The sequence below is a fragment of the Clostridium sp. AF21-20LB genome (assembly GCF_003478795.1).
GTDB lineage: Bacteria > Bacillota > Clostridia > Lachnospirales > Lachnospiraceae > Otoolea > Otoolea fessa.
This window is the reverse complement of the sequence record NZ_QUGD01000008.1, coordinates 26,781-53,653: the sequence shown is the minus strand read 5'-3', so window position 1 is coordinate 53,653 and position 26,873 is coordinate 26,781. Positions and strand designations below refer to the sequence as shown.

Sequence of the window (26,873 nt, the reverse complement as noted above, 5' to 3'; positions counted from 1 at the left end):
TTTCCCCCATATTTCCCTTATTGCATAAACAATCGGTCAATTTTATTCTCATTCAAATATTCTTCCGCCATTGATTCCACATAAATCTTAAACAGATTTCATAGAACAATTCTTTTCTACAAAACAAAGAAGAGCCATTTAATGTCTCTGCATCAAATGACTCTTCTCATTTTCAATTCTTTACTGCCCAATCTCCGCCGCCGGACCCACTGCCGGTTCCTGCGCCGGACCGTGTCCTGGTCCGATGTCGCTGCCCGGTCCTGCCGGCACGATCGTCGTGCTAGATTCTGCCGGATCTTCAACTGTCTCGGCAGTTGTTTCCGGCACCACCGCCGGGGCTGAATACCGTTTTCCTGCCGTACCCGTCTTGTAGATCCGCTGCATCCGCTCTTTGATGGATTCGCTCTTGATCTGCTCGATCTTGGCGCTGGCGTCTTCTTTTAACTCCTTGCTGCTGCGACCGGAATCGCCGCTCTTTGCAGACTCCAGAAGCTTCGCCACCTCATCCGAGAGCAAATGATCCCTTCTGAAATTCGCCGCGGTATATCCGCTGGTTGTGATTTCAAATGCATCCGGATGACCTGCCAGATAGGTTCCTTCTCCGCGTCCATTGTCCGTCTCCGGGGTATCAAAGGACGCCGCCGGAAGCCCCTCTACCATCTTTTCCATCGCATTTTTCCAGATCTTCGCCGGATACGTGCCGCCGTACAGGCTGGAAAGTGTCTTCTGCTGGTCGTAGCCAACCCAGACCGTCATCGTATAATATGGCGTCATGCCGCAGAACCAGCCGTCACGGCTGCCGTTGGTCGTACCGGTCTTTCCGGCCGCCTCTATATTGCCGCTCCAACCCATCGACGCCGCCGTACCTTTTGTGACAACTCCCTTTAAAATATCGGTCATCAGCACGGCGCTGCTCTCCTGGTAAACCTGAACCGATTCATAATCTTCAAAAATATCTTCGCCCTGGTTATTGATCATCTTGATAATACAGGTCGGTTCGCGGTACTGTCCCCGGTCTGACAGCGCCGCATAAGCGCCCGCCATCTCCTCGGTCGTCATACCGGTAGTAAAGCCGCCCAGGGAGGTCGCCGGATAATAGTCCGCCGCCTGCACGCTCGCGAAGCGCATCTGGGTTAAATATGCCATGCCGACATCCGGTGTGATATCATCATAGATATACCATGCCACACCATTTTTACTTCGCTCGACCGCATTTCGAAGCTCCAGCCTCTCGCCGGAAAGGGACTTCACATCCACGCCCTTCTGCTTCGCCGCGTCAATATCGATATTCGGAATCCTTGTTTCCGATGTGTAACCATTTTCCAGTGCCGGTGTATACACAATCAACGGTTTGATAGAACTTCCCGGCTGTCTCGGGCTCTGGAACGCACGGTTTAATGTGTAGGTATCCGTCTCCTGACTGCGTCCACCCACAATCGCCACGACGCGGTTCGTCTTGTTGTCAATAACGGTGGACGCGCCTTGCAGCTTGTAAACGCCGTTTTCGGATGTATTGCCATCAAAGGACAGAACTCCATCTAATGCATCCTGCAGGATCGTCTGCTTGTCCGGATCCAACGAGGTATAAAGGTTATAGCCGCCCGTATAGAGCGCATCGCGCTCCTGGTTGTACACCTCGTTGTAATTGGCATTGTACTCTTTGTAAGCCTCGTCGCTGCGGAATCCATACTGGAATTCAAAACCGTCACGGCGCATCAGATAGCGAATCGCACAGTCGATCGCATACGTCGTCTCATAGTTGTGCAGCGGCACTCTCTGACGGTTGACCGTGATCTCCTCCGCCTTTGCCTCTTTGCACGCTTTCTCCGTAATAAATCCCATACTCAGCATATCTTCCAGAATCTTATCGCGGCGTGTCAGCGCATTTTCCGGATGACGGTACGGGTTGTAATACGTCGGCGAGTTCGGAATCGCACACAAATATGCCGTCTGGCTCAAGGACAATTCATCCGCATCCTTGCCAAAATAACCTCTTGCAGCCGCCTGAAGCCCGTAGTACGTATTCGCGAAGCTGATATCATTGATATAGAACTCCATAATCTGCTCTTTGGTGTATTTCTTCGTCAGATCTAAGGAAATCAGCATCTCCTTGATCTTCCGCTCCATTGACACCTCGCGGGTCAGAAAACGGTTCCTCGCTAACTGCTGGGTGATCGTACTCGCGCCGTGCTTTTCTGCTCCCTCAGTCAAAAAGTAATTGACTGCGACACGGAAAATACCTTTTATATCAATGCCTGGATTTTCCCAGAACGTCCGATCCTCGATCGCCACAAATGCGTTGACTGCATTCTGCGGTATCTGGTCATACTTCAAATAACTGGAATCCTCGTCTCCCGTCAGCTTCGCCAGCACATTACCGTTGGAATCATAAATATAACTTGCCTCCTGCAAACGGAACGTATCCGGCGTACTGTTTTCCACCACTCCCTCTATCTGGCTTTTATAGTCCTCATAGAGTGGAATCAGCTTATATGCGCCAAATCCGGCACCGCCAATCACCAGCAGTACCAGACACACCAGAAGCGTCTTGAACATGGTTCCAAAGATCCTTGCCATCGCATGGAACACGATCTGTCCACCGCTCCGGCTGTTATTTTTGCCCGCTTTCTTTTGCTTGCCGACATCGATTTTCCCGCTTTTCTTTGCGGTGCCCCGCCTGCCCGAAGATCGTGCGGATGAAGCTACCGGCTTCTTTCGAACGCCGGAGGCGTCCTCTCTCGTCTGTTTCTCCCTCATCTCTTCCCTCATCTTCCTATGTATCTATGGTTGCTTCCATTCTATTTTCATGCGGCACCTTAGACTTCAAAAATGCCTGTCTGCGGACAGCAACTTTTTATACTTTTCTGACAAAATCAGCTTGGACTCCCTTTTATTATAAGTTTTTTTGTCCAAAAGAACAAGCCTGTTTTCGAAATCTGCTCAATCTCCTGCCGCATGTTACTGTTCGCGCATACGTGCTCAGTAACGGAATTTGCCGCGGCTTCAAAAATACCTATCTGTAAACTGCATTTTCGCTGTATCAACGCCGTTTCCGAAAAAGAAATGCTAGAAGTTCATGCACTAACAACGGCGTGGCGGATAACAGGAGAAGCGCCAGCCACTCTGCCGGGTGCAGCCGCACCGTGTGAAGGAGTTTCATCAAAAAAGGAATCTCCGTCACCGCAACCTGCATCAGAATCCCCACAAGGAATGCCGCAAGCATCAGCGGATTTTTCCCAAGACTGCGCGAAAATGCCGAGCCCGTGAGCGAGCGCATGCCGACCGCGTGAAAGAGCTCCGACAGTCCCAGAACGGTAAATGCATACGTCTGCGCCCGCAAAAGCTCCTGTCTGCTGAAAAATGCCCCCAGCGTGACTGCTGCAATCAGAGACCCGTAAAATACCATGCAGAACCACCCGCCTCCGGCAAACAGCGACTCGCCCGTCCGGCGCGGCGGCTGACGCATCAAGTTCTCCCGGTCGTTTCCATCCATGCCGAGTGCCAGCGCCGGAAGCGAATCCGTAATCAGATTGATCCAAAGTATGTGCCCGGCTCCCAGCGGCGCCGGTATTCCGATAGCAACGGCGGCAAACATGGTTAAAATCTCCCCCAGATTGGAGGAAAGCAGAAACAGTATAGATTTTCGTATATTTTCATAGATGCCGCGCCCTTCCTCAATTGCCCTCTCGATCGTCGCAAAATTATCATCCGTCAAAATCATATCCGCCGCCTGCCGCGCCACATCGGTGCCGCCTTTTCCCATCGCGATCCCGATATCGCTGATTTAAGCGCCGGCGCATCATTTACGCCATCCCCGGTCATCGCCGTCACGCACCCGGCGCGTTTTAAAGCCCGCACAATCCGGACTTTATGTTCCGGCGACACCCGTGCAAAGACTGATACAGAACCGATTCGTTCCTCCAGAGCTCCCTCATCCAGCGTTTCCAGCTGCGCCCCCGTCATGCATTCTTCCCGCCGTTTGGCAATCCCCAGCTGCCTGGCGATCGCAAGCGCCGTGTCTGCATGATCTCCAGTGATCATGACCGTCCGCACAGATGCCCTGCGAAATGCCTCAACTGCCCCGGCTGCTGCCTCCCTCGGCGGATCCATCATGCCTGCCAGACCCAGAAATATCAGGTTCTGCTCCAGCTGTCCCACCTGTTTCTCCCGCTTTTCCTCCGGCATTTTTCCTGTTTGAAGCTCCCTATACGCCCCCGCGAGTACTCGCAGGGCACGCGCGGACATACGCGTGATCTCCGCCTCAATCTCTGTCCGCCTCTCCCTGGTCAGCGGCACAATTTTGTCCTCTTCCATCTCATAACGACACCTTTTAAGAATCACATCCGGTGCCCCTTTTACACAAGAAATCCAGTTTTCTCCCTGCTCATGCACCGTCGTCATTCTCTTCCGATCCGAATCAAAGGGAATCTCCCCTTTCCGCGGATATCTCCGACGCAGATGCTCCGGAGAAACACCACAGTTTTCACAAAATCCGTACAGCGCCCGCTCGGTGGCATCCCCCACCGTCTCCCCGGCATCGCTGCACAGCGCAAATACCTCCAGAAGCCGTTTTCCCACTTCTCCTTCCTTAGAGCGCGCCAATTCCTGTTCCGTATACTCCTGTCGATTTACATAACATGTCGTCACCGTCATCTCATTTTTCGTCAGCGTCCCCGTTTTATCTGAGCAGACCACGCTGACTGCCCCCAGTGTTTCCACGGACGGAAGACGGCGCACGATCGTGCCAGCCCGCGCCATTTTCGTCACTCCCAGCGCCAGCACAATCGTCACCGTCGTCGGAAGCCCCTCCGGCACGGCAGCTACCGCCAGGGAAATCGCGGTGAGCAGCATTTCCATCACGTCGCGCTTCTGCCAGACGGCGAGGGTAAATAATAAAACGCACAGCCCGATCGTAAGAATACTCAATAGTTTCCCCAGATCCGACAGCCTTTTTTGCAACGGTGTCTCCTCCTCCGGCGCCTCGCGGATCAGAGAGGCAATCCTCCCTACCTCCGTATTCATGCCGGTGGCGATGACAATTCCCTTTCCCCGCCCTGCCGTCACGTAAGAAGTCATAAATGTCTCATTTTTACGCTCTGCCACCGGAAGCGCACCGGCGGCTAAAAAATGGCTGTTTTTCTCAACCGCCCGCGATTCGCCGGTCAGCGCTGATTCTTCTGCCCGCATTTCAGCTGTCTCGGTAAGACGCAGGTCGGCTGGAACCTGCCGCCCGGCATCGAGCACGACCAGATCCCCCGGCACCAGCTCCCGCGCGGCAATCTCCCGCTCTTTTCCTTCCCGGATCACAACCGCCTCCAGCTGCGTCATCCGTTTTAAGGATTCGAGCGCTTTCTCCGCCTTCCCCTCCTGAATCACGCCCACCGTGGCATTTAATACGACAACCGCCAGAATTACCCCCGCATCGCCGTACTCGCCCAAAAGCAGGGAGATCCCGGCTGCCGCAAACAACACAAAAATCAGGGAGTCGCAAAGCTGTGCCCCGATGCGCACAATCAGACTCCGCGGTGGTGCTTCCCGCAGCTCATTTTCCCCATAATGGCGCTGCCGCACCTCCACTTCCGCTGCCGATAAGCCTGTCCGCAAATCGACCGAAAACTCCCTGCACACCTCTTCCACCGTCCGGTTCTCATACATGCGCATTTCCCCCTTTTTCTGTCCCTGTTCTGTACTTTTCACAGACTGCATTTATTCATATGCGGAAAATAGGGGGGATTAGAACTGAATGGTTGGAATAAAGAAATGGAAAGCATAGTCCTGTTTGATGCTCAAATGGCATCGGAACTCTTATTGTTTCGATGCCATTCTATAAATTCTATGATTTAATTTTATCGTTCTGTTTCTGTCACATACCTTACACCTGTGGTTCCGGCTCCTGCGTCTGCGCGGCCGGTTTGCGCTCCATCGGCATATAACCTTCTTTCTTCCGCTGTATCGGCTGTACAGTCACCGTTGCTGCCGTATCCCGGAACGCCGGGAGGCTTCCTGTCTCCATGTAAGCGCGGAACGGAAGTTCGCCCTGCACTGGGTCTTTCACGGCCTCATTTTTCTCCACTTCTGGCCGTTCTCCTCTGCGCGGTGGGCGGCGCTCAAACCGCTCCCGCCTTCCAGAAGCCGGGCGGTCTTCCCTTTTCTCATTTTCCGGCACCGCGCGGTTTCCGCTACGTCTGTCCGCTGCTCTCTCGGCTCCCGAAACACGCGCTGCCCTCTCTCTCTCTGAGCAAGCTCTTTCTCTGCCCTGCGTGCGCTCAGTATTCCCCTCAGCAGCACGATCCGCTGTACGGTTCCGATAGCTTCTCTCCGATCGTTCCGGTCTGTCGCTGCCAGACGGACGTTCTTGTGCGCTGCGCTCCTGTTCCGGCTTTTCGGCTTTTTCCGGTGTTTCCAGACGTGCTCCCCTATTCGGACCACTTACGCCTCTTGGCGCCTGTGTCCGCTCCGAAAGAGGTCGAACCTGCATCTTATTTTTCTTTTCCTTCTCCCGGAAGCTTTTAAGTACGATCGCCGCCGAATACTGGTACGCATAGATACAGCTTTTCATCAGTTCCTGCTCTTCCTCCGTCTTGCAGGAACTCAAGAGCATCTCTTCCTCTTCTTTTTCCAGATATGCCTCTCCGTTCGTATCGCGTTCCTTTACCGGCTTGTAGATCCGGTATTTCTTGTAATACGGCGGACATGGAAACTGCTTATTCTTAACCGGTTCCGGTACAATCCGCAGTTTGTAGGTATCGGACATGCGCGCCAGAACATTATGTATTTTCTCACAATTCTCTCTCGTATTTGTCTCCCGCGCCGGGATACAAAGTAAATAATCCATCTATTTTCCCTCACATCTATCAAACGATCCTTTTCAAAATCGTTTTCTTCTCAAATTTTCTACATTTACGCCAATCTTTATTGTATCATGTCAGAGAAAAACGGGCAAGTGAAAAAGAATGTGCCTCACGACAATTTCCTATTACACAAAAAAAGGCTGCCACACGAATGCCAAACGAACGTTTTCCGTCCGGGGCCTTCTGTTTGTGACAGCCTGTTTTCCTTTATCTAACGCAGCCCTATTTACCTGCGTGTTACTGTTCACGCATACGTGTCCAGTAACGGAATTTACCGTGGCTTCGCATTTAAATACGGCAAATTCCTGCTGCCACCACGTTTTCTTACGGCACTTTCGGTTCCAAAAGTGCCTACCCGTGAACAGTAACACCTGCGTTCCTCAGTCTCTTACACCATCCAGTCTTTCAGCACGCCGTGATCGCGCAGCAGCTTTCCAACCACCGTCTTGTCAATCTTCCGGAGAATCGGCTTTTTGAGTGCTTCAAGCGGCATCGGCAGCTTCATTTCCAGCGGCGATTTGCCGTCCATCAGCTTGACCGTGCTGTCCAGAAGCTCGCGGATATCGTAGACACTTCCCCATACCTCCGGTACGCCGCGGTCTACGCCGCACAAGCCGTACACCGCCTCCATCGCGGTGCGGACGGAATACTCGGTCGTGAAAATAGTATCACGCGGGGTCTCCGCAAACTGCCCCAGAAATGCCGCATTGACACATCCATCCGGGATAACGTCCGGGCGGTCTCCGGCACGCCGCGGCATAAAGAATGCTGTAATATACGGCATCATCGTCGGCGTACAGTTCGCATGGTTCTCAGCCAGTTCCTCGATCTGATCCTCCGGGATTCCGAGATGGTACAGCCATTCTTCGGTGATCTCCTTGCCCGTGCAGGCGCGCATCGGCTTCTTCACATAATCGCCCGGTACATCCGTAAATAAACTGTATACCCAGACGCAGATCTCGTCCTTATTCTGCGCTTTGAACTGTCCCTGACGGTTGATCGTCCAGCTGAGCAGCCAGCTTGAATCACGGCAGCTCACGATACCGCCTGTTACGACGCGTCCACTTCTCGGATCCCTGCGGCAAATCTTGCGGATCTGGGAAATGATTGTCTCATCCGAAGTCGTGACCGTCGCAGACTCCCAGTTCGTCTTCTGGATATCCGAGCAGAATTTCTCCGGATGTCCAAATGCCGGATCCTGCGCAGCAATCTGACGCCACAGACTCCAGCAGCCGCTGGTACGCACTTCCGCACCTTCTACCGGTGCCTGATTCTGGTCGCCGTAGATCGTTCCCTCAGTACAGCTTCCGTTCGTAATAAAGACAAAATCATCCTCAGTCAACGCGATTTCCTTCTTCTCGCCGCCCTTCACGTACTCGATCGCCTTCGCAACCTTTTTCTCACCCTGAATGTCAAACCGCACATTCGTAACCTCGGTGCCAAACTGGATCTGGACGCCTGCCGCCTCCAGATATTTCTGCATCGGCAGAATCAGCGACTCATACTGGTTGTAACGCGTAAATTTGAGTGCCGAGAAATCCGGAAGTCCGCCGATGTGGTGGATAAAACGCTGAAAATAGCGTTTCATCTCTAATGCACTGTGCCAATTTTCAAACGCAAACATTGTTCTCCAGTACAGCCAGAAATCCGAATCAAACACCTCATTATCAAACACATCCTCAATGGATTTGTCATACAGATCCTCATCCTTCGTGAAGAACAGCTTCATGATCTCCATGCTGCCTTTCTGGCTCAAGCGGAATTTACCGTCCGTGTGTGCATCCTCGCCTCGGTTGACCGTCGCACGGCAGAGCGAGTAGTTCGGATCGTGTTTATTCAGCCAGTAATATTCATCGAGAACCGATGCCCCCGGCACCTCCATGGACGGGATGCTGCGGAACAGATCCCACAGGCACTCAAAATGATCCTCCATCTCGCGGCCGCCGCGCATCACATATCCACGGGTCGGATCCTGAATACCGTCGCATGCACCGCCTGCTACCTCCATCGCCTCCAGAATATGGATATTTTCTCCCGGCATCTGTGCGTCTCTCACAAGAAAACACGCCGCCGCCAGAGAAGCCAAGCCACTTCCGACGATATAAGCCGATTTGCCCTCGATTCCCGCCGGTTTCTCCGGACGTGCAAATGCCTCATAATTTCCCTTTGAATAATAAATTCCCTTGCTGTTTTTCTCCTGGCTGCCGCGTTCCGTATTCCGGTAATCCGAAGCCGACTTAACCACTTTTCCTGCCTTTTTCCGCTTCGACGCCGCTGCCGCCAGCCCCGCTCCAACTGCCAGTGCCGATACCGCACCCGCTTTCCATGCTTTCTTATTCATGTCCTGATCGCCCCTGCCTTTCTTCAACTTTCAAACCACTTCTTTTTTACATTACCCCGATATCTGGTTTTAATACTATCTAATAATGATTTGATAGTAAAACTTTTTTGAAGAAAAGTCAAGGGCATCCGCTTCTCTCTCATCATCTTCTGTCACTTCCCCTTTGCCTTTGGTCATTCCATTTTCTTACTACCTTTTGTACTGACTTTTCATGAGCTTTGGCTTTATACTTCTTGGCTTTGAATTGATTGTAAAAAAGCTTTCATTTATTATTTTTTTGCCTTGCAAAAATAAAAAGCACGATTAATAAAATAACCGGGAACAATAGCCCAACTCCCATACCTGCACGAATATTGTCTCCTGCACTTTGTGTAACACGTCCAACAATCCCCGGACCTATGCTTCCACCCAGGTCCCCCGCCATAGCAAGCAAAGCAAACATAGCCGTTCCACCTGCCGGAAATCTTTCTGATGAAATACTGATTGTGCCGGGCCACATAATCCCAACAGAAAAGCCACAGATAATACATCCAATCAAACCTGATATCGGATTCAACGATACAGAAACAAGCAGGTAGCATATCACACATAAAATTCCAGATCCGATCATAAATTTCATCAGATCCATTTTATCACCATATTTTCCGAAAATTATACGACTGATCCCCATTGTAACAGCAAACATGCAGGGACCGGCCAGGTCACCAACTGTCTTTGACAGCCCCAGAGCAGCTTCCGCATAAGCAGATGCCCATTGTGCCATAGCCAGTTCTGATGCACCGGAGCAAATCATCAAGCATATGGAAAGCCAGAAAAGAGGTTTTCGAAACAGTTCTTTTATTCCCATTCCTTCCCCCTCATCTACCAAATGCTCGATCGGACAGGTTGCAAAATTATAGATATTTATGGCCGGAACAAGCGCCCATAAGACAGCCAGCCATTTCCAGCTGTCCATGCCAAACACCGCAAAAAACAGTGTAGAGATCACAATCGTTCCCACTGCTCCCCAACAATAAAAAGAGTGAAGCAGACTCATCGTTGCCTCTTTGTTATCAAATGGACACGCCTCCACGATCGGGCTGCAAAGCACTTCAATCAGACCACTTCCGACTGCATATACAATCACACTCAGGATAATTCCAACAAGCGGTTCCGGCAAAAGCTCCGGCAAAAAAGCCAGACCAACCAATCCTGCTGCGGAACATACCTCAGAAGTAACAATACAGATGCGATACCCTATTTTGTCCACAAACTTTGCACAAAACAGGTCTACCAACAACTGTGTAAGGAAAAAGCAGGTAGAAATCAATGCGATTTTTCCAAGTGCAATTTGATAATCATTATGAAATTTCAAAAATAACAATGGGGCAAAATTAGCTGCAATTGCCTGTGTAATAAATCCCATATAACAGGCTATTTTTGTTTTCCGGTAATTTGGCATGGTCATCACTCCTCGTTTTTTATTGAATTATATAACATAATATCTTTATTTTCATTGATTTATTTCCGAAATTTATTGTATAATATCGTAAAGTATGTTTCAAAGAGTGGGGTTTCTATGAATATAAATACAACCTATACCAAAATCATTACAGGTGAAGATTTGATGGAGACAGCTCAGCACGGAAGCACTCTCTATCCTTTCCAGTTTTACTATGAAGATCTGTCCGTTTTTGATTTCAACTGTATCGAATGGCACTGGCATACTGAATTGGAGTTTATTTATATTGAATCCGGAACCGTTACTTTGTGGATTGGAGAAGACCAATTTCATTTAACCGAAGGAAATGGCATATTCATTAATACAAAGGTACTCCATCGCCTTTATTCTCCCTCAAAAGCCCTCATTCCCAATTTTGTATTTATGCCTTCTTTTATTGCCCCTTGCGACAGCCTGATTTATCAGAAATATATTCTGCCGATCATTTCTTCCTCATTGCCATTTCTCGTATTTCATAAAAAAGTATGCTGGCAAGCAAAGGTTTTATCTATCATACGGCAAATTATTTCTGCACAGGATTCCGTTTTATCCAAAGAACTCCTTACCAGTTCTCTCCTTCAGAATCTCTGGCTGGAAATATTTGAAAACACAGACATTTCATACCAGGAAGAACACAAGGATCATTCAACCGCTTCTCAAGCCCGGTTACAGCTCATGCTGCAATTTATCCATCTAAATTACTCACGGAGTATCTCATTGGATGACATTGCAGAACAGGCAATGGTCAGTAAAAGTACCGCTTTGAATCTGTTTCGGAAATATTTACATATAACGCCGGTTAACTATCTCATTAACTACCGTTTAAAACAGGCCGGTCAGTTGCTTTCAAAAACCGAGAAAAAAGTCAGTCTCATTTCTTCTGAGACAGGATTTCATAACGTTGACTATTTTTGCAGATTATTCAAAAAACGCTACCAATTAACCCCAACGGAATACCGGAAACAGAAAAGCCGCTGATTGGGACGGCGCTGCATTTCCGGCTGCCATCCGCGGGATTCTGGTCAATGCCTTGCCGAAACTCATGCATCCGACACACAGCTTGGAGATTTGAATATCCTCTGCACCAAAAATGTCGATTTCCATATTTATATTTGAGATTCTGATAAGCATTACAGCGGCTTTTAAAAAATCTGTATTGATTTTTCTGCGTGAGATGTTATAATCGGTATATACCGAAAATAAAAGGAGGAACGCGTCCATGCCAAGACCGTCACGGTGCCGTCGGATTTGTGGCGCACCACAAGTTGATACCTTCTGCCCCAACGGGTGTGAGGATACCGAGCCGATCCTGCTGACGCTGGACGAATACGAGGTCATTCGTCTGGTTGACTTGGAGCAGCAAACCCACGAACAGTGTGCCGCGCAAATGGACATTTCACGCTCTACCGTGCAGGAGATTTACGAAGTCGCACGGCGCAAGATCGCAGCGTGTCTTGTCCACGGGAAACCGCTGCACATCACCGGGGGAAACTACCGCATCTGCGGAGGACAGGAGGCAGCCCACTGCGGCCGTTGGTGCCGGATGCAGAGAGCCAACACAGAAAAATCCAACAAAAAATGCAAAGGAGATTCCATTATGAAAATTGCAGTTACCTATGAAAACGGTCAAATTTTTCAGCATTTCGGCCATACCGAACAGTTCAAGCTTTATGAAGCTGCAGACGGCAAAATCACTCATGCGGAAGTCGTTGATACCAACGGCAGCGGTCACGGCGCACTGGCAGGCTTCCTGATGCAGAACGGCGTGGACACTTTGATTTGCGGGGGCATCGGCGGCGGTGCCCAGGCAGCTCTGGCCGAAGCGGGCATCAAGCTCTACGGCGGTGTCAGTGGGGACGCTGATGCAGCGGTGAGCGCATTGCTCAGCGGAAATCTGGGCTATGACCCCAATGTTCATTGTGATCACCATGACCATGAGCACGGCGAGAAAGGTCACACCTGCGGTAACCACGGCTGCGGCAAGCATAGCTGCCATTGATATGGAACGAACACTGACACAGCTTCCGTTCTGGTCATCCTTGACCGAACACGAAATGGAAACGCTTTTCTGATGTGATGTGGGTGATGCAGCAGATCATGTTCAAGGGATTGGATCGGCGGCTGGCAGAGTTTCTCCTTGCCGAAGCGGAGCGTACTGACTCCGACACGATACGCATGACCCATGAGCAGATCGCGGCGTTGTTCCTTAAAACCGCTGACAACGAAAAGGAACATGCTAAGCTGTGGTTCAAAGAACTGAACGGCATTGGCGATACCTCTGAAAATCTTCTCTCTGCCGCTGAGGGCGAGAACTACGAGTGGACGGATATGTACGACGCTTTGCCAAAACCGCCGATGAAGAAGGCTTTCATGAACTGGCGCAGCGGTTCCGTCTGGTCGCCGCCATTGAAAAGCACCACGAGGAGCGCTACCGCGCCCTGCTGCACAATCTGGAGATGGCAGAGGTCTTTGCTAGGAGCGAAGTCAAGGTGTGGGAGTGCCGCAACTGCGGTCATATCGTGATCGGTGAGAAGGCGCCCGAGATCTGCCCTGCCTGCAATCATCCCCAGAGCTACTTTGAAATTCACGCGGAGAATTATTAAAGAAAGAAAAGGAGAATCATCATGGAGCAGAAGTTTTACATTTGCAAGCATTGCGGCAACATCATTGCCAAAGTTAAGGACGCAGGTGTCCCTGTCATCTGCTGCGGCGAGCCGATGAGTGAGATCGTTCCCGGCACCACCGACGCCGCCGTGGAGAAGCATGTTCCCGTCTGGACGGTGGAAAACGGCATCGTCCATGTCAAGATCGGCTCCGTGGAGCATCCTATGCTGCCGGAGCACTACATCGAGTGGGTATCTCTCCAGACCAAGCAGGGCAATCAGCGCAAGGAACTGCATCCCGGCGAAAAGCCGGAGGTCTGCTTCGCTCTCTGCGAGGGCGATGAAGTCGAAGCGGTCTACGCCTATTGTAACCTCCATAGTCTGTGGAAAGCGTGATTCATCTTTCAAAAACCCGGTGCTTTTTGAGCACCGGATTTTTTTATCAATGTGACTTCGTCACAGAAAAATGCTTTGCCCTGCGGTATGATAAAGCCACAATCATGAAACAAGAAAGAGGTGGTGAACATGAAAATCAAGCTCAATCCCGATCCGGAGATTGTCAATACCATCAAAGAAGGACTCAAGCGCACCGGCGGATACTGTCCCTGCCGCAGGGAACGCACAGAGGCAACCAAGTGTATGTGCCAGGAGTTTAAGGAGCAAATTGCAGATCCCGGCTTCGAGGGATTTTGCCACTGTATGCTCTATTACAAATCCTTGCAGGATTAAGGGAGGAACGCTATGCTGTCAAAGAAACTGACTGCCGTAGATAAGACGCGGTGCATCGCCTGCGGTGTGTGTGAAAATACCTGTCCACTGAGAGCTGTCAGGGTGCGCCGCGGCTGCTACGCCGCCGTAGAGGCGGAACGATGCGTAGGCTGCGGCAAGTGTGTATTCGTCCTACTTGTCACGCTGGCGAATGCGGCAGGCGCTTTGCTGATCTCTACCATCACCGCCGACATGATCAACATTGCCGTGGAGGGCAGACACATGGATTGCGATCCTCGGCGGTGGGATGCTTATGAAAGGCAGCCTGACCCCCGGCACGTTCCAGGCCTTTTTCCAGTACATGAACATGTCCAGCGAACCGATCACAGAGCTTTCTTATATGACAAACCCTCTGCAATCGGCGCTGGCCTCCATGGAGCGGGTATATGAGCTGCTGGATGAGCCGGAGATGGAAGCAGAGCCGGAAGCACCGAAGCGAATCGGCCATGCGCTGGGAGCGGTGGAGTTTTCCCACGTTCGCTTTGGCCAATTATTGGTGAATCGACATTTTGTTTCCTTTATCCACTCATTTTTATGATGTTCCAAGCACTTGATTCAAGGCAGAAAGTCATGTCGCATCACTTAATACTACAGCCCCTTCTTTATTTCTTCAATTGTCATCTCATATACTTCTGTTACTTTTTCCATTGCTTCCGGTATCCCCGGCTGCTCTCCGGTTCTATCTCTCAAAAGTTCTGTCAACTCATGACTAACCTCATACAGACGGTCAAAAGAAAGATTCTGACACACCCCTTTCAGTGTGTGTGCACCGCGAAAAGCATCTTCATTAATTTTTATTTCCAATGCCTGTTTTACTGTATATAACTCTGATCTTCAAGGAACTTTAATGCAAATCTCCGAATCAGTGCTTCGCTGTGAAGGCGTCCCAAGACAGCTTCATAGTTTCCTCCAATAGCTTCGTAACACTCTTGCATTGTCATATTTTAGTCCTCCTGTCAATTGTATTCCACTAATTCATGAACCTCTGCTAATCAATTATATACATACCTTAAAATCGTTTTTATAACTTCATCAATCACAATCGGCTTTGACAAATGTGCGTTCATTCCTGCATCCAGTGATGCCTGAACATCTTCTGCAAATGAATTAGCTGTCATTGCTATAATAGGAATGTTTTTTCCATCCGGTCTGTCATTCATTGCCCTGATTGCTTTTGCTGCTTCATAACCATTCATTTCAGGCATCATGATATCCATCAGGATTACATCAAATGTGCCTTCCGGATGATTTCTGAAAATCTCAACAGCATTCTTTCCATCCACAACTCTTTCTACATTCATCCCGAACTCTTCCAACTGCACGGCAGCAATCTCTGCATTCAGTTCATTATCCTCTGCAAGAAGGACATTCACACCTGTAAGATTCACCTTTTCAGAAATACCTGTGTCTGACTTATTACATTCCTTATCTGTAATTTCCAAAGGAATATCCACAGTAAATGTGGTTCCCTCATGCTTTTTACTCTGCACGGAAATGGTTCCACCCATCATATCTACATACTTCTTTACGATAGCCATCCCCAGTCCAACTCCATGGTACTGCGTTCTCACATCGGAATCTTCCTGTGCAAATTCCTCAAAAACTTCTTTTGTAAATTCCTCACTCATGCCAATACCAGTATCCGAAATGCGGTAACGCATATTTATATATCCATCCCCGCCCTTTTCCAGACACCGGGCTTCAAATGTAATCGTCCCTCCATCCGGAGTGTATTTTACGGCATTGCTCAGAATATTGACCAGCACATCACGCAGGCGTGCAGGATCCGCAAGTACATTTGGAATCTTTGCTTCTTCACGCTGAATCTTAAAGTTGATATCCCTGTTCGTAAGAAAGCCTTTTGTAATATCCAATGCAGAATCTGTAATGCTTTTCACATCCGCCGGTACCGGATTGTATTTCACTTTTCCACTTTCGATGCGGGTCAGATCTAATACATCATTGAGCAGCGACAGTAAATGCTCTGAGCTTTCGTCAATCTTTTCCAGACAATTTTTCACCTCGTCTGACGGATTGTTTTTCATTGCAATACCAGTAAATCCTATGATTGCATTCATCGGTGTCCTCATATCATGGGACATATGTGACAGAAATGCTGTTTTTGCCTTGGTTGCAGCCTGTGCATGCTCTGCCAATTCCGCCATTTCCTCAGCTTTCTCCTGGGCCGCCTTCTGCGCTTTTTTTCTTGCACTGAGACGCACCATTATCACAGCCATAGCAGTCAGCAGCCATCCAAAAATAAGAAGAACCCAAACAGTAACAGCAGGATGCAGACGGATCCAGTCAACAAATGTCAGCTCTGTTGCTTTGTGTGTAGTATACTGTGCTGCAAGATCTTCAATAAGATATTGTGGCATGGCATACATTGCTTTCGTCAGAATACCAGCCAGCGCATGGTTCTCAGTTGATGAAATTACCATGCGGTAGGTGAATGTAGGCTGCTCCAGCAGAGTATATGTCATGGTGCCCGTAGTGTCACTGTTCACAAACGCCTGTGCCATGTAATAGTAGACGAAGGTAGCATCTGCTTTACCCTTACGGACAGCTTCCATCATTTCCTGTCGGGTACTGCACATCAGCTTTTCTGCACCGGGTGCCATTGCATCTTCAATTGACTTTGATGCTGTCTGGTCAACAGTAGCAACAACATTAATTTTTCCATCAAAGTCACGCCGTGTCACCCTTGCCAGCTGCATCGTAATGAAAGGTGCAGTAATCCCCCATTTTTTCGTTTCAGCATAGTTATCTGTTTCCAGGCGTGCATCGATGCTCATATCTGTGGTTTCCGTATTTTTCTGATAAGCAATATACTCATCTCTGGTGGCAGGTGTAAGAAACTCATAGGAAATCCCGGCATAGTCTGCAATTTTCCGGAAGTAATCCGGGATAATACCCTTCATCTCACCATTTTCATTATAAGAATATGGATAACGGGTCGGATCACACAGAACATGAAGCGGGTTGTCCTTGGTATACTGTGAAATAATACTTTTTTCTTTCTCCGTATATTCCAGATTCTTAGTTTCGATGCTTTCATAATTTTTATTATAAAGTGTCGTTTTCCAGTCACCCTCAACTGCATTCATCTGGTCGATTGCATAATTGATCTCATTCAGCAATTCTGTATTACCTTTTTTAACAATGACATAGAAATCGCTGCTGCCAAATTTATCCACGATTCGCTCATTGTTTGTTTTTCTCAGAGAACTGGTAACAATCGCATCAACTTTTTCGCTCTGAAGGGCTTCCTTCATTTCTGCGGTCGTATCAAAATAAGATGGAACATATGTAAATCCTTTGTTGTCTGCAAAATCCGCAAACTCTTCATTCCGGGTGTTTCCGTTCAAAAGCGCCACACGCATACCGTTGTAAGTGCTGTAATTGCCGTCCACAATCGTGCTGTTGTCACTGAGGACGGTCAGCATCCCATAATTGGTTCCGATGGGACGTGAAAAATCAAACTTTTCTTCTCTGTCCGGTGTTTTGCGGGCAGATGTTACCATGTCGATCTCGCCATCTTCAAGCATCTGCTGCATATCATCCCAGCTCTTATCATATCCGACATATTCGTAATCTACATCCCAATAACGGGCCATCAGCCGAAGAAAATCATAGCCATACCCACTGCGGTTGCCTTCTTCATCCATCACATGATAACCATCCATGGCAAAGAAACCGACTTTGACAGTTTCATGCTGCGAACTGTCCTCGGCTGCATATGCAGTCTGGGGAGAAAATATCATACACACGCATACAAAAGTCAGTAACACTGCCACATATTTCTTAGCTCTCGAAATCATATTAAATCTCCTGGTCAACCTCCTGGTTTAATAAAATTGCACTGTCGCATCAAATCCATTTGTCACTGTTCAGTGACCTGCGGTTCGGTACCCCCCCACCAGATTTTATGCTTCTGATCGTCTTTTCCAGCACCTTCATCTCAACCGGTTTTGAAATATGTGCATTCATACCGGCTGCCAAAGAATTCTGAATGTCCTCCGAGAATGCATTGGCAGACATTGCAATGATTGGAATCTTCTTTGCCGCTTCATGGGAGCTTCTGCGGATTGCCTTCGTTGCATCATAACCATTCATAACAGGCATCTGCACATCCATCAGAATCATGTCATAATCACCTGGAGCAGACTGTTCAAATGCTTCCAAAATCTCTTCGCCATTTTCACAAATGGTACATTCCGCACCTTCAATTTTTAACAGTTCTATCAGGATCTCCGCGTTCAACTCATTATCCTCTGCACACAGGAATTTCATTCCCTGCAGAATATTTCCATCCTGCTCATCTGTTTCTTCTTGTGCCGCCAGAGCAACTGTTCTATCCTCTGCAATTTTCAGATCCAAGAGAACCTCAAAACAGCTTCCCTGTCCCAATTCACTCTCCACATCAATGGTACCTCCCATTGCCTCAACCAGATTCTTAGTAATCGCCATTCCAAGTCCGGTTCCCTGTATTTTATTTGTAAGGGAACTTTCCGCACGGGTAAACGCATCAAAAATTGTATCCTTGAAATCTGCCGACATTCCCATACCATTATCGCTAACTAAGAAACGGTACTTTGCATAGACAGATGACTTTGTCTCACATTCTTCTACAAAGAACTGAATTTCCCCACCTTCCTGGGTATACTTCACTGCATTGGAAAGCAGGTTGCTGAAAATCTGCATCAGGTGAACCTGATCCGCATTCACCCACTCATGCTGAATATTTTCTTTTATGATTGTAAGGGTCTGCTGCTTTTCATATATTTGAGTATGAAATATAGTGTCAAGTTCCTGTACAAGATCCAGAATAGAAAAGTCAGAATACTTGAAGACTGTTTTTCCTGCCTCAATCTTGCTCATATCCAGAACATCATTGATAATTCCTAACAGGTGCTGTGATGAAATGTCTATTTTTTCTGCATACTCTATAACTTTTGCTTTATTACCTGCATCATGTCTGATCAAAGATGTGATACCAATGATTGCATTCATAGGTGTACGAATATCATGTGACATATTAGACAGGAAATCCGTTTTCGCCTTATTTGCATTTTCAGCTGTCTGCAAAGCCTCTGTTGCAACGTTCTTTGCCTTTTTCAGTTTTTGATTGACTACTTCCATTTCCTTCATTGTTTGTAAATGAAGTTCATTATTTCTTTTTTCATATTCTGCTTTTTGATCTGCAAGACTAAGTCTGGAAATACTGTAGAATAATCCGGCAAAAAGTAAAAATATATAACCTGCCATGAGTATTGTTGTAAACAACACCGTTTTCTGGTAATCCCTCAGCACATTGTCAACAACTCCCCTTTCCACAATACATACCAAAATGGTGTTGTTGCTTTCTATCGGGCAATACCCCAGATAATAGGGGTTCTGTTTTCCCAAAAGTGCAACTCCGGATTCTCTGTTATCAAACTTCTTTTTGAACAAATCAGCCTCTTCTTCTGTAATAGCCTGTTCTCCTTTTAAATGTTTTAACAGAGAATAATTACGCAGGTATTTATCACCACTCTGGTTCGTATATGTAATATTTCCGTCATTATCCAGCATGAACAAATATGCTTTCCCGTCATAACCTTTCAGTTTTAACATGGAATCCAGTTTCGAATGATCAAACACAGCTCCAATTGCCGTATAAGTTTCCCCATTGATGGTATATTCCTGACATGGAATCGCAACCAGATAACCGTCTTTTTTCTTCTGAGCATAATCAAGACGCACCAGTTTTCCAATATTGTATCCGTTCTTTAAATCCAGCAGAAGTTTACTTGGCATATCAATCCGCATTTTTGTTCCACCTGCTGATATTGCCTGACCATTTTCCTGAAGGAATATAAGTGTACTTTTCAATTCTTTTTCCCATGCTTCAAAGAAACTTTTGTTCACATCCGTTTCAAGAGACAGCTCCCTCTCATGAAGTAAAAATTCCTCAACCAACTGCAGCTGGCTGTAGTACCCACTCACTTGAAGATCATAGGTCTGCTGCATCTGTTCAACAACAGCTCCCATACTGCTTTTTCCATTTTCACTGATATACTTGCTAGACTTACTTATAAGATACTTTATACAAACTACGCTTAAAAGAATAATAAGTAGTATAAGCAACAGCCTTGTTATTTTTTTTTCTTTTTATTTACCGTTTGTTCTATCTCCACTTTTACTGTTCAACCTCTATATAATCTTCCGGTGCTGACGGCTGCTGTCCTTTTGACATTGCTTCGATCCATGCACTTGATAATGTTGTATCTTTAAGCTGCTCAATCTCACATTTCGGATTTATTTTTTTCAAAACAGACATTGTGGTGTCTGTAAGAAGAATCGAGTATTCCTTTTCTTTGTCTATTTTCTTATCATTAACTGTCAAGTCCTTTAATGAAAATCCACTTTCCTCTTGATTGACGATCATTTTCATACCGGATGCAATTGGTAATTCGTATTTATTGGTTACATAAAAATTCTCATCCGCATCGGTGAAATAATTTTCCACGAGTTCACAAACCTGTTTACCACTAATTTTTGTAAAATATAATGCTGTATCTGAACTCTTTGCTGTCATCATGCCAACCCGGCTATTGGTGCATTCTCCTTTATATATAGAAGAAGTGAAATAATAATATGGTGCCAGAGCCAGCTGTGCATCATTTTCTTCTCTGATCGTAGTTAAAATGGAAGATGCTGCATCACGGCCATTTCTATCGTTCAGTGAAATGGAATATTCATTTTCAAAATTCACCGTTGCTTTTTCTTCTGGAGCTTTACGATTCATTACACTGCGCAAAGTATCATAAGCCTGCGTTTCATCCATTTCCCCTGACAGTAATCCGTGAACAGCCTCAAGACTTGCATCAAATGATTTTTGAGCGGAATATCGGATATAAACAGCATTATTTTTAATTTCCTCTTCCAGTCCAGGTACATCCTGCATCATGGTTGGAACGTCTGTATTCAATGAAATAACACCGCTTCCATCCGCAATCAGCTTTTGCCCCTCTTCTGAAATCATACAATCCAGCACATCCAGTGCAGTATCCAGTTTCTCCCGGTCTTTTTCCAGGTTTTTGTTAAATGCAATGTTTAATGACGGAGTCATGTACACATAGGATTCATCCGATGTCTGTGAAAAGTAAGGAATACGGAGCAGCTCCGCATCCATCTGTTTCTGCAGCTGCTGCATAACCGTCGGATGTCCATGAAACATTGCTGATTTTCCCTCGACAAACATCTGGGTTCCTGTATTGATGTCAATATTGATATCTTCTTTGCCAAAATGCGAGTCCTTAAGAAACTGACTGGTTTCTGAAAAAATACGTTTCCATAATATATCATCAAACTTCACTTCATCCGCTGCAGTCTCTGCACCGTTTCGCCATTCAATACCATCCAGGCTTGTAAACTCACCGATTGCCGCCGCCTGGATGATTTCATTATTAGACCAGTCTTCCCCAAGATCCATGGAATACGGTTTTATGCCCTTATCATAAAACTGCTGACAGGCCTGTACATATTCCTCATAATTTTCTGGAATCTTTACGCCATACTGATCAAACAGTGTTTTGTTGGCAATGATCGTCTGAGGAATACCACAGATTGGCAGCCACTGGATTTCATCCTCCGCATTCTTATAATATTGCACCGCATAGGAATAATACTTAGAAACAACATCATAAGAAGCAAAATCCATAAGATAAGGCTGTAAGTCCTGTGCATCTGTTCCGGAAAATCGACGTACTGTTATGATATCCGGTAATTCATCATGTTCTTTAAAATAACTGTATAAATCGGTATCATTGTTCCCAATAATAAATTCAATATCCTGATCAGGAAACTGTTCATGGATATAGGGTGCAATATTTTTCATCAAACGATTTTCCCACAGATAAACGGTAAGATGATCATCATTTTTAGATACTTCTTTCTTTGACTGTCCACATCCAGACAAGACAGCAGTTGCTACAAGTACACCTGACACCACTGCTATCAGACAATGTTTTGCCTTTTTCATACTTTACCTCTTTCTTTCCTGATAAAGTCATTATAGTTACGCCTATGAAATAACACCACAAAAAAGCACTGTCAGACAGACAGTGCACCTCATTTTATGCAACTGGCTGCCATTTTACAGGCCCTGTAGCTTTGCGTCCCAGACTTTCATCTGGTTTGCCGATTTCCTTATTATAGCTTTTAAACTTATGCAAAAAACTGGTTTTATTATACTATAGCGCTCTACTGTACACAAGAAAAACATTACCGTTTTAACACCTGAAAACAAAAAAAGAACAGCCGATATATATACTCGAACTGTTCTTCTACTTCCGAAGTCCACGAAGCATTGACATTACTGTTTCCTGCTCATTTGCATTCAGATTGTTCCATATCCCTAGAACTTCTTTCTGTTTTTCTGTCAGATTCTCTGAATTACCTTCCTGAAAAAACTGCGATAATGTCACGCCCAAAGCTGCACATATTTTTTCAAGTGTGATCAGCGACGGCAGGTTTTCCTGCGCCATGATCCTTCCCAGTGACGACTGGGAAATTCCCGACAGCTGCGATAATCTGTATTTACTGATATCACGCTTTTCACATAAAGATGTTATTTTATCCGCAATATACTTCTCTACCTGCAAGTAACTATACCTCATTTCCGCTATTACATGTTCTTATTGTACCTGTAATAATGAAAAAATATTAGTAATCAACTTTGCAAGTATTTATCCCCATCATGGGAAGTATACGGATAAAAAAATATAAAGATACTTTCGTTTCCGCAAAAGTCATTTTCGCTTATATCATTTTTATAATAACACAGACAGTTATGTTTGTCACATAAAAGTTTGAAACCCCAAACAAAAAAATAAACCTTCTCATACCGCGGAGCCGCATATCCACGGATAAATCCCCATCCCAGAGGGAGCACCCTTCTGATGAATATAAAGGCTATTCGCAGATGGCTACACAATCTGACATGGATGCCTTTTAACAGAAAGTTCACAGCTCATATAATAACACTATATTGACGTGACACGAGTATGTGAGTATACTGTAAGCCATGTGAAGGTTGTGCGTATGTCAGCAACAAATCTGAACATCCGAACGGATAAGGAAACAATTAAAGGATAAATCTGAAAAGCGAATCAGCTGATGGAAAAATGCACGCTCTGCAGATTCGGTATTTACATCAGCCCCTTCCACATATTTCTATGAAATAAAAAGTGGAGTCAAATTGAATGAAAACACAAACAGACAAGAAGTCAGTCAAAGACATTCAGGAGTTAAAGCAGCGATTTACTAAGTTTTCCATAGGTTTATTTGCAATTTTGACGCTTTCAATCACATTGTTGGCATCAGCATATACATATATTCTGCAAAAATCGTATACAGATATCGCCCTTGAAACGGAACTCAAACGTGATATGGAAAATGCAGATGCAATCCATAAATTGGCAAATAGAAAAATCGGAAGAGAAGAATTTGCCACGCTCCGCCATCAATCTGATGAAAATACAGAAATGTATCACAAGGTTTCCTCGTTTCTAAATGAAATTCGAACGCTGAATTCAACCAGATATTTATACACCGCCACCCGAAATGAAGAAAACAGGCTGATCTATGTGGTGGACGGTCTGGATCCCAACGCAGGAGATGTCAGACATCCGGGAGACTATATTGAGGATGAAATGATTCCGTATATTAACAAGGCTCTTTCAGGAGAAACGGTGTATTCGCAGAACATTGTTGATACGACATGGGGTCCTATTTTCACAGCCTGTTATCCTATAACGGGCGATTCGGATGAAATAGTTGGTGCTTTATGCATTGAAATGGATATGCAGTCTGTGAATGGGCTTGTAGAGCGAACAAGAAGAGCATCCGTTTATGTTGGAGCTATGGCAGGATGTGTGCTGTTTTTGCTTTGTGCTGTCTGCTTTATCGGCTACAAAAGAAAAAGAGAAGATGAAATTGAACAGACGATTTTGTTGCGCGAGGCTGCGGAAAAAGCAGAGACCGCAAACAGAGCAAAATCATCCTTCTTACTTAACATGTCACATGATATTCGATCACCTATGAATGCTATTATCGGATTTACGGACATTGCACTGAACCAGACAAATGTATCTGAAATTCACGATAGTCTGCAAAAGGTAAAAATAAGTTCAGAGCATCTGCTGTTGTTATTGAATAATGTACTGGATCTTAGCCGTATCGAGAACGGAAAGGTAAGCTTCTCACCTGAGCCGGAGAATTTGCCTGTCCTAATAGATAATGTGATTGCTATCGTGGATGGACTCCTACTGAATCGGGATTTAACATTTGAGATACATCGCAACATCCCCAAAGAACTTTATGTTCTGACGGATGCAACAAAAATTCGTGAGATATTGACGAATCTTCTGAGCAATTCGGTCAAGTTTACAAAAGATGGCGGAACGATTACTTTTGAAATTAGTATCAAACCGGGCATAGACAAACGGCATATTGTAAGCAGTTATGCGGTAAAAGACAATGGCATTGGTATGAGTGAAGAATTTCAGAAAAGGCTGTTTGAACCCTTTTCACAGGAGGATAACGGCGCACGAACACATTATGCCGGAACGGGGCTTGGAATGGCAATTTCCAAGCAATATGTAGAACTGATGGGCGGTACAATTACGGTTCACAGCAAGAAAGGATGTGGTTCGTCTTTTACAGTAGAAATTCCTATGGAACTTGCAGACCCAAAACAGATACCTGAGCTGAATCTGATACAGGATGTCAGCCTTAATGGAGTAAAGGTTCTTCTCGCAGAAGATAATGAGCTGAATGCGGAATTGGCAATCACGCTGCTCGAAGAAGCAGGTATGCATGTAACTCGTGCAGTAGACGGACAGGACGCAGTTGCTTGTTTTGCCAACAATCCAGCAGACACATATGATGTGATTCTAATGGATGTCCTGATGCCTAAAATGAATGGGCATCAGGCGGCAAGGGCAATTCGTGCAATGAGCAAGGAGCGCCCAGACGCTGCGAAAATTCCAATCATCGCACAATCTGCAAATGCTTTCAAGGAAGATGTACAGGCATCCTTGGATTCTGGAATGAACGGACACATTTCAAAGCCATTCAATATAGATGCAGTGACCACTGCAATAAAACAAAATATAAAGAGATAGAAGATTGAGCAACAATCCGCTAACTATCAGAGCATCGTTCAAGGTTTATTTGGACGGTGCTTTTTCTATACCCATTTTGCAGAGAGGTGGTGCGCTATTTCATAAAGCAGCAGCCCGCACACCTGGAAGCTTTCGACGAAGCCCTGGTAAAGCGCTGGCTTGAGCGGATCATTGTCTGGGAGGACCACTTCACTGTGGAGCTTAAGTCCGGACTGAAAATTGATATTGGAGAGTAATCCCGTAAATGCACGAAACCCTCTCGACCATGATGGCCGGGAGGGCATTTTCTATATCCACAAACTAAAACTTCATTCCATTTGAATACTAATAATGCCGTATATTTGTCTCTAAAGGGCAAATATGCAGCATTTCTTTATTCTTTATGTGCGTGATCGTACATCTTTTGAATATCCTCCGGCAACTTATCCGGTATCATACTATGTACCCGCTCTTCGTTGCCATCCTGCATGGCTTGTTCATAATACCAGCGCTTGAATTTAATCATATCCAACACACGACTTAAATGTTCAATTTCAGCTTCCACTGTTTTCTTTTGCTTCTCAAACAGTTCTTTTCGTTGAGGATAAGTAGCTGCTCCCTCCACACACCAGTCCATAAACTGTTTAATATCCTTGATTTCCAGACCGGAGCGTTTCAGGCACTCAATTACACGTAATGTTTCAATCTCTTTCTCACTGAATTTACGGATGCCGGAAATTCTTTCCATTCCCGGAAAAAGCCCCTGCTTGTCATAATAGCGCAAAGTTGAAATCGGAAGTCCAAACATTTCCGAAACCTGTCCAATCGTATACATGTATGCCTCCACAAAAAGTTAACAAATTTATTTTACAAACCCATTGACCTAAAGTTAGGTTTAGGTTTTATCATTAGTATATCAGTTATACAGAAAGATTGCAATGGCTAACATGGATTATGAAAAAAGTTATATCGTTGTTACTCATACTTTTCATGTGTTTTGCGTTATCTGCCTGCAATAGCAGTCAGAATGCCGAAACAACAGAAACTACCGGGTATACCGTTTCAGAAGAAAGTAATGCCGCAGAAGAAGAAAGTAGCAGCACACAACAAGATGAGAATGGAGATACAGAAACTATGAAAGTTCTAGTAGCATACTTTTCCCGCACTGGTGAAAATTATGGTGTCGGGCATATTGAAAAAGGAAACACTCACATAATAGCAGATATGATTGCAGAACAGGTCGATGCTGACCTATTCGAAATCAGCACCGTTGTGCCATATCCCGATGAATACGAAGCTTGTACAGAAACCGAAAAGCAGGAGCAGGAAGAAGATGCCCGTCCTGAACTGTCAGCTACCGTGGAAAACATGGAAGATTATGATGTTGTCTTTCTCGGTTACCCGATTTGGTGGAGCGACATGCCGATGGCAGTCTACACATTCCTTGAGAGTTATGATTTTTCGGGAAAGACAATCATTCCGTTCTGTACCCACGAAGGAAGCGGCCTATCTTCCACCGACAGCAGCATTGCTGAAATCTGCACAGGTGCAGATGTTTTGGATGGATTAGAAATAAGAGGTTCTGTGGCACAAAATTCGCAGGATGAAGCATTAACAGCAGTTACAGACTGGCTTGATAAAATTGAAATTTTAGACGAGAACTAAGGAGATATTACCATC

General features: G+C 46.1%; 19 protein-coding genes, 2 pseudogenes and 1 riboswitch. Of the genes and pseudogenes, 9 read left to right on the top strand and 12 right to left on the bottom strand.

All coding sequences use genetic code 11. The features are described 5' to 3' along the window. Positions 1 to 180 precede the first annotated feature (180 nt). The 6 genes from DWX76_RS06240 to DWX76_RS06220 all read right to left on the bottom strand — a co-directional run bounded on the left by DWX76_RS06240 (position 181) and on the right by DWX76_RS06220 (position 10,633). The gene (locus DWX76_RS06240; protein ID WP_243022474.1) at positions 181 to 2,757 is read right to left on the bottom strand and encodes a transglycosylase domain-containing protein; all 2,577 of its coding nucleotides are present in this window, start codon (positions 2,755 to 2,757) and stop codon (positions 181 to 183) included. Between the two features lie 283 nt (positions 2,758 to 3,040). After that, positions 3,041 to 3,763: a cation transporting ATPase C-terminal domain-containing protein gene (locus DWX76_RS14300; protein ID WP_243022473.1), complete on the bottom strand. Its 723-nt coding sequence runs from the start codon at positions 3,761 to 3,763 to the stop codon at positions 3,041 to 3,043. Beyond that, on the bottom strand, positions 3,718 to 5,655 hold the full coding sequence (locus DWX76_RS06235; RefSeq protein WP_243022472.1) for an HAD-IC family P-type ATPase: 1,938 nt from the start codon (positions 5,653 to 5,655) through the stop codon (positions 3,718 to 3,720). The genes DWX76_RS14300 and DWX76_RS06235 overlap by 46 nt, the downstream gene beginning before the upstream one ends. Before the next feature lie 217 nt (positions 5,656 to 5,872). After that, a complete protein-coding gene (locus tag DWX76_RS14295) occupies positions 5,873 to 6,835 on the bottom strand; it encodes a hypothetical protein (RefSeq protein WP_243022471.1) in 963 nt (320 codons plus the stop codon). 404 nt (positions 6,836 to 7,239) lie between these two features. After that, positions 7,240 to 9,192, bottom strand: a complete 1,953-nt coding sequence (locus DWX76_RS06225) for an oleate hydratase (protein WP_118570340.1) — start codon at positions 9,190 to 9,192, stop codon at positions 7,240 to 7,242. Between the two features lie 262 nt (positions 9,193 to 9,454). After that, complete coding sequence (locus tag DWX76_RS06220; protein ID WP_107001116.1) at positions 9,455 to 10,633, bottom strand: MFS transporter; 1,179 nt, start codon at positions 10,631 to 10,633, stop codon at positions 9,455 to 9,457. 117 nt (positions 10,634 to 10,750) lie between these two features. Between DWX76_RS06220 and DWX76_RS06215 the strand changes: the two genes are divergently transcribed. From DWX76_RS06215 to DWX76_RS13920, 7 genes and pseudogenes are all read left to right on the top strand, one after another. Beyond that, positions 10,751 to 11,650: a helix-turn-helix domain-containing protein gene (locus tag DWX76_RS06215; protein WP_118570318.1), complete on the top strand. Its 900-nt coding sequence runs from the start codon at positions 10,751 to 10,753 to the stop codon at positions 11,648 to 11,650. Positions 11,651 to 11,891: 241 nt separating this feature from the next. Continuing rightward, positions 11,892 to 12,671, top strand: coding sequence for a DUF134 domain-containing protein (locus DWX76_RS06205; RefSeq protein WP_118570316.1), 780 nt, complete (start codon positions 11,892 to 11,894; stop codon positions 12,669 to 12,671). Positions 12,672 to 12,853: 182 nt separating this feature from the next. Continuing rightward, positions 12,854 to 13,275, top strand: a pseudogene (locus DWX76_RS06200) (rubrerythrin family protein); the annotation flags it as partial. 21 nt (positions 13,276 to 13,296) lie between these two features. Further along, positions 13,297 to 13,671, top strand: a complete 375-nt coding sequence (locus tag DWX76_RS06195) for a desulfoferrodoxin family protein (protein ID WP_118570315.1) — start codon at positions 13,297 to 13,299, stop codon at positions 13,669 to 13,671. Positions 13,672 to 13,791: 120 nt separating this feature from the next. After that, on the top strand, positions 13,792 to 14,004 hold the full coding sequence (locus tag DWX76_RS06190; protein ID WP_347502066.1) for a ferredoxin-thioredoxin reductase catalytic domain-containing protein: 213 nt from the start codon (positions 13,792 to 13,794) through the stop codon (positions 14,002 to 14,004). 12 nt (positions 14,005 to 14,016) lie between these two features. Beyond that, positions 14,017 to 14,091, top strand: a pseudogene (locus DWX76_RS14945) (4Fe-4S binding protein); the annotation flags it as partial. A 205-nt stretch (positions 14,092 to 14,296) separates the two neighbouring features. Further along, a complete protein-coding gene (locus DWX76_RS13920; protein ID WP_182429744.1) occupies positions 14,297 to 14,581 on the top strand; it encodes a hypothetical protein in 285 nt (94 codons plus the stop codon). Positions 14,582 to 14,631: 50 nt separating this feature from the next. On the opposite strand, the gene DWX76_RS14940 is transcribed toward DWX76_RS13920, so the two are convergent. From DWX76_RS14940 to DWX76_RS06160, 5 genes are all read right to left on the bottom strand, one after another. Further along, the gene (locus tag DWX76_RS14940; protein WP_412693997.1) at positions 14,632 to 14,847 is read right to left on the bottom strand and encodes an Hpt domain-containing protein; all 216 of its coding nucleotides are present in this window, start codon (positions 14,845 to 14,847) and stop codon (positions 14,632 to 14,634) included. A gap of 188 nt (positions 14,848 to 15,035) precedes the next feature. Next, complete coding sequence (locus DWX76_RS06175; RefSeq protein WP_118570314.1) at positions 15,036 to 17,864, bottom strand: transporter substrate-binding domain-containing protein; 2,829 nt, start codon at positions 17,862 to 17,864, stop codon at positions 15,036 to 15,038. 49 nt (positions 17,865 to 17,913) lie between these two features. Beyond that, entirely contained in the window at positions 17,914 to 20,076 is a 2,163-nt protein-coding gene (locus tag DWX76_RS06170; protein WP_243022470.1) for an ATP-binding protein, read from the bottom strand. Positions 20,077 to 20,224: 148 nt separating this feature from the next. After that, positions 20,225 to 22,069: an ABC transporter substrate-binding protein gene (locus DWX76_RS06165; RefSeq protein WP_118570313.1), complete on the bottom strand. Its 1,845-nt coding sequence runs from the start codon at positions 22,067 to 22,069 to the stop codon at positions 20,225 to 20,227. 94 nt (positions 22,070 to 22,163) lie between these two features. Next, a riboswitch (cyclic di-GMP riboswitch) is annotated at positions 22,164 to 22,239 on the bottom strand. Positions 22,240 to 22,373: 134 nt separating this feature from the next. Next, positions 22,374 to 22,691, bottom strand: coding sequence for a helix-turn-helix domain-containing protein (locus DWX76_RS06160; RefSeq protein ID WP_118570312.1), 318 nt, complete (start codon positions 22,689 to 22,691; stop codon positions 22,374 to 22,376). Between the two features lie 600 nt (positions 22,692 to 23,291). Between DWX76_RS06160 and DWX76_RS06150 the strand changes: the two genes are divergently transcribed. Next, positions 23,292 to 25,214, top strand: coding sequence for an ATP-binding protein (locus DWX76_RS06150; RefSeq protein ID WP_118570310.1), 1,923 nt, complete (start codon positions 23,292 to 23,294; stop codon positions 25,212 to 25,214). A gap of 373 nt (positions 25,215 to 25,587) precedes the next feature. On the opposite strand, the gene DWX76_RS06145 is transcribed toward DWX76_RS06150, so the two are convergent. Further along, a complete protein-coding gene (locus tag DWX76_RS06145; protein ID WP_118570309.1) occupies positions 25,588 to 26,028 on the bottom strand; it encodes a MerR family transcriptional regulator in 441 nt (146 codons plus the stop codon). 119 nt (positions 26,029 to 26,147) lie between these two features. Between DWX76_RS06145 and DWX76_RS06140 the strand changes: the two genes are divergently transcribed. Beyond that, positions 26,148 to 26,858, top strand: coding sequence for a flavodoxin (locus tag DWX76_RS06140; protein WP_117795965.1), 711 nt, complete (start codon positions 26,148 to 26,150; stop codon positions 26,856 to 26,858). The last annotated feature ends 15 nt before the right edge of the window (positions 26,859 to 26,873 follow it).

Coding starts and splice junctions, on each gene's coding strand:
- DWX76_RS06240 (WP_243022474.1), bottom strand. CDS start 2,757: ATGAGGGAGAAACAGACGAGAGAGGACGCCTCCGGCGTTCGAAAGAAG.
- DWX76_RS14300 (WP_243022473.1), bottom strand. CDS start 3,763: ATGGGAAAAGGCGGCACCGATGTGGCGCGGCAGGCGGCGGATATGATT.
- DWX76_RS06235 (WP_243022472.1), bottom strand. CDS start 5,655: ATGTATGAGAACCGGACGGTGGAAGAGGTGTGCAGGGAGTTTTCGGTC.
- DWX76_RS14295 (WP_243022471.1), bottom strand. CDS start 6,835: ATGGATTATTTACTTTGTATCCCGGCGCGGGAGACAAATACGAGAGAG.
- DWX76_RS06225 (WP_118570340.1), bottom strand. CDS start 9,192: ATGAATAAGAAAGCATGGAAAGCGGGTGCGGTATCGGCACTGGCAGTT.
- DWX76_RS06220 (WP_107001116.1), bottom strand. CDS start 10,633: ATGCCAAATTACCGGAAAACAAAAATAGCCTGTTATATGGGATTTATT.
- DWX76_RS06215 (WP_118570318.1), top strand. CDS start 10,751: ATGAATATAAATACAACCTATACCAAAATCATTACAGGTGAAGATTTG.
- DWX76_RS06205 (WP_118570316.1), top strand. CDS start 11,892: ATGCCAAGACCGTCACGGTGCCGTCGGATTTGTGGCGCACCACAAGTT.
- DWX76_RS06195 (WP_118570315.1), top strand. CDS start 13,297: ATGGAGCAGAAGTTTTACATTTGCAAGCATTGCGGCAACATCATTGCC.
- DWX76_RS13920 (WP_182429744.1), top strand. CDS start 14,297: ATGAAAGGCAGCCTGACCCCCGGCACGTTCCAGGCCTTTTTCCAGTAC.
- DWX76_RS06175 (WP_118570314.1), bottom strand. CDS start 17,864: ATGATTTCGAGAGCTAAGAAATATGTGGCAGTGTTACTGACTTTTGTA.
- DWX76_RS06170 (WP_243022470.1), bottom strand. CDS start 20,076: ATGGGAGCTGTTGTTGAACAGATGCAGCAGACCTATGATCTTCAAGTG.
- DWX76_RS06165 (WP_118570313.1), bottom strand. CDS start 22,069: ATGAAAAAGGCAAAACATTGTCTGATAGCAGTGGTGTCAGGTGTACTT.
- DWX76_RS06150 (WP_118570310.1), top strand. CDS start 23,292: ATGAAAACACAAACAGACAAGAAGTCAGTCAAAGACATTCAGGAGTTA.
- DWX76_RS06145 (WP_118570309.1), bottom strand. CDS start 26,028: ATGTATACGATTGGACAGGTTTCGGAAATGTTTGGACTTCCGATTTCA.
- DWX76_RS06140 (WP_117795965.1), top strand. CDS start 26,148: ATGAAAAAAGTTATATCGTTGTTACTCATACTTTTCATGTGTTTTGCG.